Below are 14,590 nucleotides of genomic sequence, written 5' to 3'. Positions count from 1 at the left end.
CAAAACCCGTAGGCCCGTGCAAGCGTAGCGCCGCCGGGCGAAACGTTGTCAGCAGTCTGAGCCCGTATTGCGATACGGGCTGTCACGATTAATTGTTCAGTTTCCCTGCGCTTTGCTCTCTCACGACAGAAGTCGTCTGCCCCGGATTCGCAGCCGGTTCATCCTTACGCTCTCCCAGCCAGTAATCGGCATTTTTAATTCCCAGTCGAACCGGATCAAACTGTGGATCCAGTCCCTGTGCATTCTGGGTTTCATAATCCTTAAGGCTGACAAAGGCTTTTTTATGTAAAAGTACAATGGCAATAATGTTAAGCCATGCCATCATCCCAACCCCAATATCCCCCAGTCCCCATGCCAGATCCGCGGTGCGGACGGTCCCGTACACGGTGGAAGCCATCAAACATAATTTGAGCAGGAATGTCAGCCAGGGACGGTGAATTTTACGGTTGATGTAGGCGATATTGGTTTCGGCGATATAGTAGTACGCAATAATGGTGGTAAAGGCGAAGAAGAACAGCGCAATGGCAACAAAGTAATTACCAAAGCCCGGCATCATACTTTCCATCGCCGTCTGAACATAGCCAGGACCTGCGGCCACGCCTGCAATCCCCGTATAGAGTGCAGCGCCGTCGACGCCCTGAACATTATACAGCCCGGTGATCAGCAGCATAAACCCGGTCGCGGAGCAGACAAACAGCGTATCGATATAAACTGAGAATGCCTGCACCAGCCCCTGTTTCACCGGATGGCTCACCGCTGCCGCAGATGAAGCATGCGGTCCGGTCCCCTGTGCCGCTTCGTTGGAATAGACGCCGCGCTTAACGCCCCACATAATCGCCTGACCCAGAATCGCGCCAAAGCCCGCTTCAAAGCCAAAAGCACTTTTCCAGATCAGCAGAATAACACCAGGAAGCTCGGTAATATTAATCGCGATAATAACGCAAGCCACAATAATATAGCCAAGTGCCATAAACGGAACCACCATACTGCTAAAACTGGCGATCCTTTTCACACCACCGAAAATAATAAAGCTTAACAGTACGGCAAGTAATGCCGCCGTGACATTGGGATCAAGCCCAAAAGCTATCTCCAGGCTGGCGCCAATCGAGTTTGCTTGAACCCCTGGCATTAATAAACCGCAGGAGAAAATGGTGACGACTGCAAATAACCATGCATACCATTTGACCCCTAATCCTTTTTCGATATAAAAGGCAGGACCGCCACGATATTCACCGTTGATTTTTTCTTTATAAACCTGGCCCAACGTAGATTCCACAAACGCTGAGCTGGCACCCAAAAACGCCACCATCCACATCCAGAAAAGTGCGCCCGGTCCACCGAAGGTGATTGCGGTGGCGACACCAGCAATGTTTCCGGTCCCTACTCGCCCTGCCAGCGTCATCGTCAGTGCCTGGAAAGACGATACCCCTGCATCGGTAGGACGCCCCTGGAACATCAAGGTAATCATATGTTTTATATGACGTAACTGCAAAAAACGACTACGTAATGAGAAATAGAGACCGACACCCAGACATAAGAATATTAACGCCGGGCTCCAGATAACACCGTTAATTGCACCAACCAGTTCGTTCATGTATGACCCTCAACGTGATGTTCCAGGGAAACGGTTCCCCATGGGATTTTCTTGTTAGAATGTTGTTTGAATCAGTACGAAACATAGATAATTACCCTCAATACACCAACTTAATTTTTACAACTTAGTAACATTATGTGACAACATTCACGTTTAAATTTGAATGAACAATTAGCGCGATCATGATATTCATGGGTATTTTGTGGATATTATAAATACGCATCACATTTCGCCAGGCGTGATAAAAACCCACCGCTGAAATGAATACCGAAATGATGAATTCCGCACGACAGGCGATCTATTAAAAGATAACCAGGCGCGAGTAGAGCACAGGAATAAAAGAAGCTTCCCGGCATGATGCCGGGAAGGGATTACTGAAGAAGGATAAAACGGTAATGTTTTACCTTCAGTCGGAATAGACTTGCAACGTCCGCTGACACAGTGCCGAACGCACGCAATCCTCTTTCGTGAAGCGTACCACCCCAATCATCTCATCTTCCTCAAAACGTGACATCGCGTCGCTCAGCCCGGATTTCACGCCGGATGGCAGGTCACACTGGGTAATGTCGCCGTTAACGATGACCGTCACGTTCTCCCCGAGGCGCGTTAAGAACATCTTCATTTGCGCAGCGGTCACGTTCTGAGCCTCGTCAAGAATGACGACCGCATTTTCAAATGTACGTCCGCGCATATAGGCGAACGGCGCGATTTCCACCTTGCCAATCTCTGGTCGCAGGCAGTACTGCATAAAGGATGCACCCAAACGCTTCACCAGCACGTCATAGACGGGTCTGAAGTACGGGGCAAACTTCTCCGAAATATCGCCGGGTAGGAAGCCGAGATCTTCATCCGCTTGCAGTACCGGACGGGTAACAATAATACGCTCCACGTCCTTATGGATCAGCGCTTCCGCCGCTTTGGCTGCACTGATCCAGGTTTTCCCGCATCCGGCTTCACCGGTTGCAAAGATGAGCTGTTTACTCTCGATAGCATTCAGGTAGTGCGCCTGAGCCTCATTGCGCGCCACAATTGGAGAATGATCACGGCTGTCTCGGGCCATGCCAATTGCTTCTACGCCACTCATCTGCACAAGCGAGGTGACCGATTCTTCTTCACGCTGTTTATGGCTACGTGAGTCCCGTCTCAGCACACGTTTTGCCTCGCGACGAGCTTTGATCACTGCTTTTTGTCTTCCCATGGATAGCACCTTGAGTTGTTGGTATTCATCACACGTGCCAGCGTCGGCACGATTATGCGCACGAACATCAGAGGGTTGGCTTCCTTGTAAGCCATTGCTTGCTTTATCAGATGACGATACAGAACGGCTACGCGCACCAGTCTGCACGTCGGTCGAATCAGATTCTTGAGGAGAGGGGGAGAATTTAGTGGTGAGGAAATCGCTGCCGGAGTCTGAGCCTCCGCGCCGGGTGCTGCGGTTGTTATGTTTACCTTGTCCAGTACAGGACGCAACCATTCGCGATCTCCATAGTGATTCAGCATCACTGCCGGGAACTACCGCTGTCTTATCTTAAGTACATCAGGAGTTATCATAAATGCAACATTTATTTTACCTGATTGCAACTTTTCAGACTGCTCCTGCAGTGGATTCAGTCTTATATAGAAATATTACAGAAATATAACAATATGTTTGTCATAGGAAAAAATAATGTCCCCGCGAACTCTCGCAGGGACAATTATCAGGCTTCAATCAGATCTTGCGCGAGATACGCGTTCCGGTCGCGCACGCCAGGCAGGGCAAAGAAGTAGCCGCCGCCGATGGGTTTTACATACTCTTCCAGCGCTTCGCCGTTTAAGCGCTTCTGCACGGTCAGGAAGCCCTTTTCAAGGTCATGCTGATAGCAGACGAACAGCAGCCCCATATCGAGCTGGCCTGCGTTGGTCACGCCGAGGGAGTAGCTGTAGCCACGACGCATCATCAGGCTGGACTGCGTCTCTTTGGTGCGCGGATTGGCGAGGCGAATATGGCTGTCTAGCGCAATCACATCGCCATTGGGATCGCGGGCATAGTCGGGCACATCATGCTCATGCGTCATACCGAGCGGCGCCCCGCTCTGCTTGTCGCGGCCGAAAATGGTCTGCTGCTCTTTCAGCGGCGTGCGGTCCCAGAACTCCACATGGAACTGGATAATGCGCACCGCCTGGTAGCTGCCGCCGACGGCCCACGCCGGTTCGCCCTGATCCGCCGTCACCCACACCACCTCTTTCATGAGCGCAGCATTGCTGCTGTCCGGGTTGGCCGTGCCGTCCTTAAAGCCCAGCAGGTTAACCGGCGTCTCTTTCCCTTTACTGCGCGCAGCGTGGTCAGAGATAAACCCTTCCCGCTTCCAGCGCACGCTGAGCAGATCCGGGGTGTGCTTGATGATATCGCGCAGGGCGTGGATCACCGTGTCCTGGGTATTGGCGCAAATCTGCAGGAGCAGGTCGCCATGACACAACCCCGCGTCGAGGGAATCGTTTGGAAAACGCGTCATTTTTTGCAGCGCTTTCGGCTTCTGCTTTGTCAGGCCGTAGCGGCCATCAAACAGCGACTCTCCGACCGACACGGTAATGGTCAGGTTATCGGGCGCGATAAACGCCCCGAGAATACCGGAGTCCATTGGCGGCAGGCGCGGATTAGGCGTGTCCGGCGCCGGTCCACCTGCGGTCAGAAACGCAATGCGTGCCGTCAGCAGGCGGAACAGACGTTCCAGATCGGCTTTATCGCTGGCCAGCGAATCAAAGGCCACCAGCATCATGGAGGCCTGCTGCGGCGTCAGAATGCCCGACTGATGATCGCCGTAAAAAGGCTGCGTCTCCATGCGGGCATTGGGGGACAGCGTGCCGGGTGCGCTTTGCGGTTTCGCCGCATGCGCCACCGGGCAGCCGCCTGCAAGGGCAAGCGCGCCACCCAGCGCCCCTACCCCTTTTAACAACCGACGACGGGAAGGTTCTACCTCGTCGAACTTACCATTCTTGTTCATCGTGCTTAGTCCAGACCCAGTACGCCGCGCAGCAGAGAGAGATCTTCCGCCAGGGCGGTAATCGGGCCTTTCAGCGCATTACGGTCGGCGTCGGTCAGCTTATCGTACGTTTCAAATCTGTCTTTGGTGCGGTATTTCGCCAGAATGGTGTCGACTTTTTTGAAGTTGGCATCCACTTTTGCCAGCAGTTCGCTGTTCTCTTTCTGCAGCTGAGGACGCAGCAGATCGACAATTTTCTGCGCACCGTCGACGTTGGCCTGGAAGTCCCAGAGGTCGGTGTGGCTGTAGCGATCTTCTTCACCGCTGATTTTGCTTGCGGCCACTTCTTCAATCAGACCCGCCGCGCCGCCCACCACTTTTGAAGGCGGGAAAGCCAGCTCGCTGATGCGCTTTTGCAGTTCCAGCACGTCACCGTTCAGCTGTGCGGCGTATTTTTCCATCCCTTTGGTGGTGTTATCGCCAAACAGGGCTTTTTCAAGACGGTGGAAACCGGTGAATTTCGGATCGGCGGCCTTTTGCTCGTAGTCGTCTTCGCGGGCATCAATGCTGCCATCCAGATCTGAGAACAGCTCGGCAATCGGCTCTATGCGCTCGTAGTGCTGACGAGCTGGTGCATAAAGGGATTTGGCTTTTTCGATATCACCGGCTTTCACCGCATCGGTAAAGGCTTTCGTGCCCGCCACCAGATCTGCCGTCTCTTTGGTAACGTATGCTTTATAAGCGGTAATCGCGTCACCCAGGCTCAGCACCGCAGCGCCTTTCGCCGCATCCGCCGTCGCTTCACCTTTAACGATCAGCTTACCCTTAGGATTGGTCAGCAGACCGCAGGTCATTTCATACTCGCCCGGCTGCAGGTTGGCGGTCATCTTCTGGCTGAAGCCAGGGGCGATATTTTCACGCTCTTCGACGACCAGCACCCCTTTCAGGATCTCCCACTCCAGCGCCTTCTGGCTGTGGTTCTGAATAATGAACTGGGTTTTACCGCTGTTCACCGTGAGGGTCATCGGCTCGCACTGCTTGTCATTGACGGTCACTTTGACCTGAGGAACATCGGCCCCCCAGGCGGAAAATGCGGAAGCGAACAGCGCGGCAATGCCTGCGCATAACGCACTACGACGGAACTGAATTGCCATGACTCTTCCCTTTAAAAGTATGTTGTAACTAAATCAACTATTACGGCGCGACGCGCGTCGCCTGTGTGCCGGTACGCGGCGGCATCGCAAACAACACCAGCGCCGGCACCAGATAAATAAAGTACATCGCCACTTCGCTCACGCTCGGTGTCTCCTGGTAACCAAAGATACCTTCGAGCAGAGTGCCGGTCAGAGAGTGTGTGGAGAGGACATTGCTGAGATCAAACGCCACGTCCTGGAAGTGGTTCCACAGGCCCGCTTCATGAAAGGCGCGGATCGCCCCAGCCGCCAGCCCCGCGGCGACCAGCAGAATAAACAGGCTGGTCCATTTGAAGAACGCCCCCAGGTTAAGGCGAATACCGCCCCAGTAGAGCAGGAAACCCAGCACAACGGCCGTTGCCAGCCCCAGCACTGCCCCCAGCGGCGGCCAGATGCCTACGTCCTGCTGGAAGGCGGCCAGCAGGAAGAAGACCGATTCCAGCCCTTCACGCGCCACCGCAAAAAAGACCATCATGATCAGCGCCCAGCCGTGATGGTTGCCTTTTTGCAGGGCGTTATCCACCGCCTGCTCCAGCTGGACTTTCACATTGCGGGAGACCTTGCGCATCCAGAACACCATCCAGGTCAGAATCACCACCGCAATGACGGCGACGATCCCCTCAAACAGCTCTTGCTCTTTCTGCGGGAACTCGCCGGTGGTTTCGTTGATGAGGATACCCAGGCCCAGACAGAGCGCCGCGGCGAGGAACACGCCAATCCACATGACGCCAATCCAGCGTCCGCGCTGGGTTCGCTTCAGATAACTGGCGATAAGGCTGACAATCAGAGCCGCTTCGAGCCCTTCACGTAACATAATGAGAAATGGAACAAACATGCCGACACCTTAAATGTTTATCGCGGTCAACTGATGCAAAGAAAGGTAAATTCTTGTGATAGTGATTATCATTACGCCGAGAAGAAAAACAAGCGAAATGTGGGATGTTTTGATGACGAGTTGTAAACGCGAAGTCTGATAATAGTTGTCAACGTAATCATTACGTTTATAAGTTATAACGAAAATGCCCGTTTACGGTTAATCAGCGCTGTGGCTAAATATCTGCTTCGAAAACCAAGTGAAAATAAACCATGTTTAAGATTATCCATTTCCTGCTGGCGCTGGTGATTATTCTTGCGCTCGCCTGGCTGGTGAGTTTCGACCGCCGAAAAATTCGCATTCGTTATGTTTTACAGCTGATTGTTATTGAGATTGCCCTGGCGTTCTTTTTCCTGCATGCCGAAAGTGGGTTATTCCTGATTAAATACGTTTCCGGCTTCTTTGAATCCCTGCTGAAATTTGCTGGCGAAGGCACCAATTTTGTCTTTGGCGGAATGGGTGAAAAAGGGCTGGCGTTCATTTTCCTTGGCGTGCTTTGCCCGATTATTTTTATTTCCGCATTGATTGGTATTCTCCAGCACTGGCGGATCCTGCCGATTTTTATTCGGGTTATCGGGACGCTGCTGTCAAAACTGAACGGTATGGGCAAGCTGGAATCGTTTAACGCGGTGAGCTCGCTGATCCTCGGCCAGTCGGAAAACTTCATTGCCTACAAAGGCGTGCTGGGGGATCTCTCCTCGCGCCGTCTGTTCACCATGGCTGCGACCGCCATGTCGACCGTTTCCCTGTCGATTGTCGGCGCATATATGACCATGCTTGACGCCAAATTTGTCGTTGCGGCGCTGATCCTGAACATGTTCAGCACCTTCATTATTCTCTCCGTCATTAATCCGGTGCGTCCGGAAGCGGAGCCGGATATCAAGCTGGAAAAACTGCATGAATCCCAGAGCTTCTTCGAAATGCTCGGGGAGTATATTCTGGCCGGTTTTAAGGTAGCGATGATTATTCTGGCGATGCTGATTGGCTTTATCGCGCTTATTAGCGCCGTTAACGCCCTCTTCTCCAGCGTATTCGGCATGAGCTTCCAGCAGATTTTAGGTTATGTGTTTTATCCGCTGGCGTGGCTCATCGGTATTCCGCTGAGTGATGCGCTCAACGCCGGCAGTATTATGGCAACCAAGCTGGTGGCAAATGAATTTGTGGCGATGATTGAGCTGCAAAAAATTGCCCATCAGATGTCACCGCGCGGGCTGGGCATTTTATCCGTCTTCCTGGTGTCGTTCGCTAACTTCGCGTCTATTGGTATCGTCGCAGGCGCCATCAAGGGCCTGAACGAGCGGCAGGGGAACGTGGTTTCGCGGTTTGGTCTGCGCCTGGTGTACGGCGCAACGCTGGTGAGCCTGCTGTCGGCGAGCTTTGCGGGATTAGTGTTGTAAGTTTTGTGCGGTTTGTGCCCGGTGGCGGCTACGCCTTACCGGGCCTACAAAACTATCCCGCCATTTTGCTTAAAACTGCACGCACACCGGCTGATCGACCCGCATCACCGACTCCTGCGCGAAGCGAGATTTATAAATCCCGCGCAACGCTTCGATATTCTTCTCGCTCTGCGCGTCTTTACCGTGGATCAGCATCAACGCTTTGCTCGGCTCGCGCGCCACTTTCCCGTCATTCCCCAGCCACTGGCCACGTGCATCAAACACCGTTAAGCCGTCCCGAAAGCGCGGCGTCACGTCCTGGTCAACAAACTGCTGCCACTCGTTGCCGGTGATCTGCGCTCCGGCCGGACGATTCAGTCCGAAATAAAGCGTGGTTTGCTGCATCTGGTTATCTGCTTTGCAGGTCTCCATTGCCGCGTGTTGCGCGGGTGCGTTGCAGCCTGCGAGCATCAATAATGCCGCCGCCATAAGCCCTGTTTTGATGGTCATTGTTCGCTATCCTCATTGTTATAAGTGCAGCGATATCAACGTAATTTACGCATTTTGGCAAGAAAAAAGCCGGGTCGCGCTAGCGCTTACCCGGCTTACAGGAGGGAATAGTTTTTTTTACTCAGCCTGAAGCTTCGTCGGTGGTGCAGTGTGGTAGTGCGCGTCCGCTTCCGCAAAGCGTTTCTGCATGGAGGCAGACGGTGCTTTACCCAGCAGGCTGAACACCACAATACCGATGCTGGCGAAGATGAAGCCCGGGATGATTTCGTACAGACCCAGCCACGCGAACTGCTTCCAGACGATAACGGTCACCGCTCCGATGATCATCCCCGCCAGCGCGCCGTTGCGGGTCATGCGTGACCACAGAACGGAGAACAGAACCACCGGACCAAACGCCGCACCAAAGCCCGCCCACGCATAGCTCACAAGACCCAGAACGCGGTTATCAGGATTGGCCGCCAGCGCGATGGCAATCAGCGCCACTAACAGCACCATAAAGCGCCCGACCCATACCAGCTCTTTCTGGCTCGCACCTTTACGCAGGAAAGCTTTGTAGAGATCTTCGGTAATCGCACTGGAGCAGACCAGCAGCTGGCAGCTCAGAGTCGACATCACCGCCGCCAGAATTGCGGAGAGCAGAATACCGGCAATCCACGGGTTGAACAGAATGCCCGCCAGTTCGATGAACACACGCTCGGCATTCTGGTTTACTGCACCTGCCTGCGCCGGGTTATTGTTGAAGTAAGCGATGCCGAAGAAGCCAACCGCACAGGCACCCGCCAGACAGAGGATCATCCACGTCATACTGATACGACGGGCATGAACAATCGTGTGGTGAGAGTCAGCGGCCATAAAGCGCGCCAGAATGTGCGGCTGACCAAAGTAGCCCAGACCCCAGCCCATCAGAGAGACGATGGCCACGAAGTTCAGCCCTTTCAGCATGTCGACGTTTTCAATGCTCTTCTGCTTGATCACTTCCAGCGATTCACCGAAGCCGCCAACGGTGAAAATCACAATCACCGGGGTCAGGATCAGGGCGAAGATCATCAGGCTCGCCTGCACGGTGTCGGTCCAGCTTACCGCCAGGAATCCGCCCACGAAGGTATAGAGAATGGTCGCCGCGGCACCTGCCCACAGCGCGGTTTCATAGCTCATGCCGAAGGTGCTCTCAAACAGACGCGCGCCCGCCACGATGCCGGAAGCACAGTAGATGGTGAAGAACAGCAGAATCACCACCGCGGAGATAATGCGCAGAATGCGGCTGTTATCTTCAAAACGTCCGGTGAAGTAATCCGGCAGCGTCAGGGCATTGTTGTTCGCTTCGGTATACACGCGCAGACGGCCTGCTACCAGCTTCCAGTTGATCCACGCCCCAAGGGTCAGGCCGATGGCAATCCAGCTTTCAGAGATACCGGAGATGAAAATCGCGCCCGGTAACCCCATCAGCAGCCAGCCGCTCATATCGGATGCGCCCGCAGACAGCGCGGTCACCATCGGGCCTAAACTGCGGCCGCCGAGAATGTAGTCGTCAAAGTTCTTTGTTGAACGCCATGCCAAAAACCCTATCAGGATCATGCCAAAAATATAAACGAGAAATGTCACCAGCATCGGTGTGCTAATAGCCATTCAAATTCTCCAAAATGTCGAGCGACAACCGTCCGGGTTGCCTTGTTATGTCATCACCGGAACGTAGTGATGTGTGTATGTGTTTCCATTGGGCGCGCTATCCTGCCGTATGCGCATCCCGCTGACAAACGATTTAACACTGCATTTACATCAAATTCATCCCCGGTTTGATACGAGTTTCCTATAGGTTGCACTCGCTCACACTTATACGGGTTGCACCTTTTAAAAGTGTTAAGTACCGCATAAAAACAGGCTTCTCATGCAGAAGCCAGCGCTTTTTTCCAGCTAACCAATCATTAACAATCCATTCATTTTCTGGGTTGCAAACCAGGTCACATTTAACACGGTTGCACAAAGTTGCAACATGGTGGATATTTCATGCCATCTACAAAACGCGATTACAGAACAACAGGAGTTTTGGCATGGGGATGACCACCATGGGGGTTAAGCTGGATGACGCTACCCGCGAACGGATTAAAACCGCAGCGACCCGCATTGACCGCACACCGCACTGGTTAATCAAGCAGGCGATTTTTAACTATCTGGAAAGACTGGAGAGCGACGAAGGCCTGCCAGAACTGCCTGCCCTGCTGGCGGGTGCCGCCAATGAAAGCGAGGATGCACCCGCCGCTGGTGACGAAAGCCACCAGCCGTTCCTCGAATTCGCCGAGCAGATCCTGCCGCAATCCGTCAGCCGTGCCGCCATTACCGGCGCTTACCGTCGTGCCGAAACCGACGCCGTGCCGATGCTGCTGGAGCAGGCCCGCCTGCCGGAAGCCATTGCCGCCCAGGCGCACAGCCTGGCGTATCAGCTGGCCGACAAGCTGCGCAACCAAAAAACCGCCACCGGCCGCGCCGGGATGGTGCAGGGTCTGCTGCAGGAGTTTTCCCTCTCTTCACAGGAAGGCGTGGCGCTGATGTGTCTGGCGGAAGCGCTGCTGCGTATTCCGGATAAAGCCACCCGCGACGCGTTGATCCGCGACAAGATCAGCAACGGCAACTGGCATTCGCACATTGGCCGCAGCCCGTCCCTGTTCGTTAACGCCGCCACCTGGGGCCTGCTGTTTACCGGCAAACTGGTCTCAACCCATAACGAAGCCAACCTGTCACGCTCTCTGAACCGCATCATCGGTAAGAGCGGCGAGCCGCTGATCCGCAAAGGCGTGGACATGGCGATGCGCCTGATGGGCGAGCAGTTCGTGACCGGCGAAACCATTGCCGAAGCGCTGGCGAACGCCCGCAAGCTGGAAGACAAAGGTTTCCGCTACTCGTATGACATGCTCGGTGAAGCGGCCCTGACTGCCGCCGACGCGCAGGCCTACATGGTCTCTTATCAGCAGGCGATCCACGCCATCGGTAAAGCCTCTAACGGCCGCGGTATTTATGAAGGTCCGGGTATCTCTATCAAACTGTCCGCCCTGCACCCGCGCTACAGCCGCGCGCAGTACGACCGCGTGATGGAGGAACTTTACCCGCGCCTGAAGTCCCTGACCCTGCTGGCGCGCCAGTATGACATCGGCATCAATATCGACGCCGAAGAGGCCGATCGTCTGGAGATCTCCCTCGATCTGCTGGAAAAACTGTGCTTCGAGCCAGAGCTGGCGGGCTGGAACGGCATTGGCTTCGTTATCCAGGCGTACCAGAAGCGCTGCCCGTTCGTCATTGATTATCTGATTGACCTGGCAAGCCGCAGCCGTCGCCGCCTGATGATCCGCCTCGTGAAAGGCGCCTACTGGGACAGCGAAATCAAACGCGCCCAGATGGAAGGTCTGGAAGGCTATCCGGTCTATACCCGTAAGGTCTACACCGACGTCTCTTACCTCGCCTGTGCGAAAAAACTGCTCGGCGTGCCGAACCTGATCTACCCGCAGTTCGCTACCCATAACGCCCACACCCTGGCGGCAATCTACAGCCTGGCGGGTCAAAACTATTATCCTGGCCAGTACGAGTTCCAGTGCCTGCACGGCATGGGTGAACCGCTGTACGAGCAGGTGACCGGTAAGGTAGCGGATGGCAAGCTTAACCGCCCATGCCGCATTTATGCGCCGGTAGGTACGCACGAAACGCTGCTGGCGTACCTGGTGCGTCGTCTGCTGGAAAACGGCGCGAATACCTCCTTCGTAAACCGCATCGCCGACACCACGCTGCCGCTCGACGAGCTGGTGGCCGATCCGGTACAGGCCGTTGAGAAGATGGCGGCCCAGGAAGGTCAGATTGGTCTGCCACATCCGAAGATTGCCCTGCCGCGCGAGCTGTATGGCGCAGGCCGCGTCAACTCTGCGGGTCTGGACCTGGCGAACGAACATCGTCTGGCGTCCCTCTCCTCTGCCCTGCTCAACAGCGCGCTGCAGAAATGGCAGGCGAAACCGATCCTTGAGCAGTCCGTCGAGGACGGTGAAATGCAGCCGGTTATCAACCCGGCAGAGCCAAAAGATATCGTCGGCTATGTACGCGAAGCCACCGAAGCGGAAGTGGATCAGGCGCTGGACAGTGCGGTCAACAACGCGCCAATCTGGTTTGCCACCCCGCCGCAGGAGCGTGCCGCCATTCTGGAGCGTGCTGCCGTGCTGATGGAAGATCAGATGCAGTCGCTTATCGGCATTCTGGTGCGTGAAGCGGGTAAAACCTTTAGCAACGCTATCGCCGAAGTGCGTGAGGCCGTGGACTTCCTGCACTACTACGCGGGTCAGGTGCGCGATGATTTCGATAACGAAACCCACCGTCCGCTCGGACCGGTCGTGTGTATCAGCCCGTGGAACTTCCCGCTGGCTATTTTTACCGGCCAGATTGCCGCCGCCCTTGCCGCAGGTAACAGCGTGCTGGCCAAACCGGCAGAGCAGACCCCGCTGATTGCCGCGCAGGGCATCAACATTCTTCTGGAAGCCGGCGTACCTGCGGGCGTGGTCCAGCTGCTGCCAGGCCGCGGCGAAACGGTCGGCGCTAAACTGACCTCCGATAACCGCGTACGCGGCGTGATGTTTACCGGCTCGACCGAAGTTGCCTCTCTGCTGCAGCGCAATATTGCTACCCGTCTGGATGCGCAGGGTCGTCCTACCCCGCTCATCGCGGAAACCGGCGGCATGAACGCCATGATCGTTGACTCCTCTGCCCTCACCGAACAGGTGGTGGTTGACGTGCTGGCCTCGGCGTTCGACAGCGCCGGTCAACGCTGCTCCGCCCTGCGCGTACTGTGCCTGCAGGATGACGTGGCCGACCACACGCTGAAGATGCTGCGCGGCGCGATGGCCGAATGCCGTATGGGCAACCCGGGGCGTCTCACCACCGACATCGGCCCGGTGATTGACGCGGAAGCTAAAGCCAATATCGAAAACCACATCCAGACCATGCGCGCCAAAGGCCGTCCGGTGTTCCAGGCGGTGCGTGAGAACAGCGAAGATGCCCGCGAGTGGCAGACCGGCACCTTCGTGCCGCCAACGCTGATTGAGCTGGCAAGCTTCGACGAGCTGAAAAAAGAGGTCTTCGGTCCGGTGCTGCACGTGGTGCGTTACAACCGTAACAACCTTAATGAACTGATCGATCAGATCAACGCCTCCGGCTATGGCCTGACGCTTGGCGTACACACCCGTATCGACGAAACCATCGCGCAGGTGACCGGCAGCGCCAAAGTGGGCAACCTGTACGTTAACCGCAACATGGTCGGCGCGGTCGTGGGCGTGCAGCCGTTCGGCGGTGAAGGTTTGTCCGGCACCGGTCCGAAAGCGGGCGGTCCGCTTTACCTGTACCGTCTGCTGGCGAACCGTCCAGAGAACGCGCTGGGCGTGACGCTGGCACGTCAGGACGCAGACTATCCGGTCGACGCGCAGCTGAAAACCGTGCTGACGCAGCCGCTTGAAGCGCTGATCGCCTGGGCGGAAAAACGTCCTGAACTGCGTGCCATTGCGCAGCAGTACGGCGAGCTGGCGCAGGCTGGCACGCAGCGTCTGCTTCCGGGGCCAACCGGCGAGCGCAACACCTGGACGCTGATGCCGCGCGAGCACGTACTCTGCGTAGCGGATAACGAGCAGGATGCGCTGGTACAGCTGGCTGCCGCGATGGCAACCGGATGTGAAGTGCTGTGGCCGGAAGATGCGCTGCATCGCGACCTGGCAAAACAGCTGCCAAAAGCCGTTTCAGCCCGCATTCGCTTCGCGAAGGCCGATGCGCTGCTGACGCAGCCGTTTGACGCCGTGATTTATCACGGTGATTCCGACCAGCTGCGCGAACTGTGCGAACAGGTGGCGGCCCGCAGCGGGGCGATTGTTTCGGTACAGGGCTTTGCGCGTGGGGAAACCAACCTGCTGCTGGAGCGTCTGTACGTGGAGCGTTCACTCAGCGTCAACACCGCGGCGGCGGGCGGTAACGCCAGCCTGATGACCATCGGTTAATCGTGTAAACTCTCCCCGGTGGCGCTACGCTTACCGGGGCTACTAAGAATCGTAGGCCGGATATGCATAGCG

The 14,590-nt window shown here is 55.6% G+C and carries 9 protein-coding genes; 2 read left to right on the top strand and 7 right to left on the bottom strand.

Going from position 1 to position 14,590, the window contains the following annotated elements:
* Positions 1–88: 88 nt before the first annotated feature.
* From A4308_RS12915 to efeU, 5 genes are all read right to left on the bottom strand, one after another.
* Positions 89–1,594, bottom strand: coding sequence for an alanine/glycine:cation symporter family protein (locus tag A4308_RS12915; RefSeq protein WP_023332665.1), 1,506 nt, complete (start codon positions 1,592–1,594; stop codon positions 89–91).
* 406 nt (positions 1,595–2,000) lie between these two features.
* Positions 2,001–2,792, bottom strand: coding sequence for a phosphate starvation-inducible protein PhoH (gene phoH, locus A4308_RS12910; protein WP_014883322.1), 792 nt, complete (start codon positions 2,790–2,792; stop codon positions 2,001–2,003).
* Positions 2,793–3,291: 499 nt separating this feature from the next.
* Positions 3,292–4,575, bottom strand: a complete 1,284-nt coding sequence (gene efeB, locus A4308_RS12905; protein WP_014883320.1) for an iron uptake transporter deferrochelatase/peroxidase subunit — start codon at positions 4,573–4,575, stop codon at positions 3,292–3,294.
* Positions 4,576–4,580: 5 nt separating this feature from the next.
* Positions 4,581–5,708 carry an iron uptake system protein EfeO gene (gene efeO, locus A4308_RS12900; protein ID WP_045281258.1) on the bottom strand — a complete coding sequence of 376 codons (1,128 nt, stop codon included), beginning with the start codon at positions 5,706–5,708 and terminating at the stop codon, positions 4,581–4,583.
* A 40-nt stretch (positions 5,709–5,748) separates the two neighbouring features.
* Positions 5,749–6,582 carry an iron uptake transporter permease EfeU gene (gene efeU, locus A4308_RS12895; RefSeq protein WP_014883318.1) on the bottom strand — a complete coding sequence of 278 codons (834 nt, stop codon included), beginning with the start codon at positions 6,580–6,582 and terminating at the stop codon, positions 5,749–5,751.
* Positions 6,583–6,833: 251 nt separating this feature from the next.
* On the opposite strand from efeU, the gene A4308_RS12890 reads away from it, so the two are divergent.
* Complete coding sequence (locus A4308_RS12890; protein ID WP_014883317.1) at positions 6,834–8,018, top strand: NupC/NupG family nucleoside CNT transporter; 1,185 nt, start codon at positions 6,834–6,836, stop codon at positions 8,016–8,018.
* Positions 8,019–8,087: 69 nt separating this feature from the next.
* Here the strand turns inward: A4308_RS12890 and A4308_RS12885 are convergent, their stop codons facing one another.
* Together A4308_RS12885 and putP are read right to left on the bottom strand one after the other, a co-directional pair.
* Complete coding sequence (locus tag A4308_RS12885) at positions 8,088–8,507, bottom strand: DUF3574 domain-containing protein (protein ID WP_014883316.1); 420 nt, start codon at positions 8,505–8,507, stop codon at positions 8,088–8,090.
* A gap of 117 nt (positions 8,508–8,624) precedes the next feature.
* On the bottom strand, positions 8,625–10,133 hold the full coding sequence (putP, locus tag A4308_RS12880; RefSeq protein ID WP_063308633.1) for a sodium/proline symporter PutP: 1,509 nt from the start codon (positions 10,131–10,133) through the stop codon (positions 8,625–8,627).
* Positions 10,134–10,555: 422 nt separating this feature from the next.
* On the opposite strand from putP, the gene putA reads away from it, so the two are divergent.
* Complete coding sequence (putA, locus tag A4308_RS12875) at positions 10,556–14,518, top strand: trifunctional transcriptional regulator/proline dehydrogenase/L-glutamate gamma-semialdehyde dehydrogenase (RefSeq protein ID WP_014883314.1); 3,963 nt, start codon at positions 10,556–10,558, stop codon at positions 14,516–14,518.
* The last annotated feature ends 72 nt before the right edge of the window (positions 14,519–14,590 follow it).

Origin of the sequence: Enterobacter sp. ODB01 (assembly GCF_001623605.1) — a bacterium.
GTDB classification, from domain to species: Bacteria; Pseudomonadota; Gammaproteobacteria; order Enterobacterales; family Enterobacteriaceae; genus Enterobacter; species Enterobacter kobei.
The sequence above is the reverse complement of the archived record's forward strand: the minus strand, read 5'-3'. Positions and strand labels throughout refer to the sequence as shown.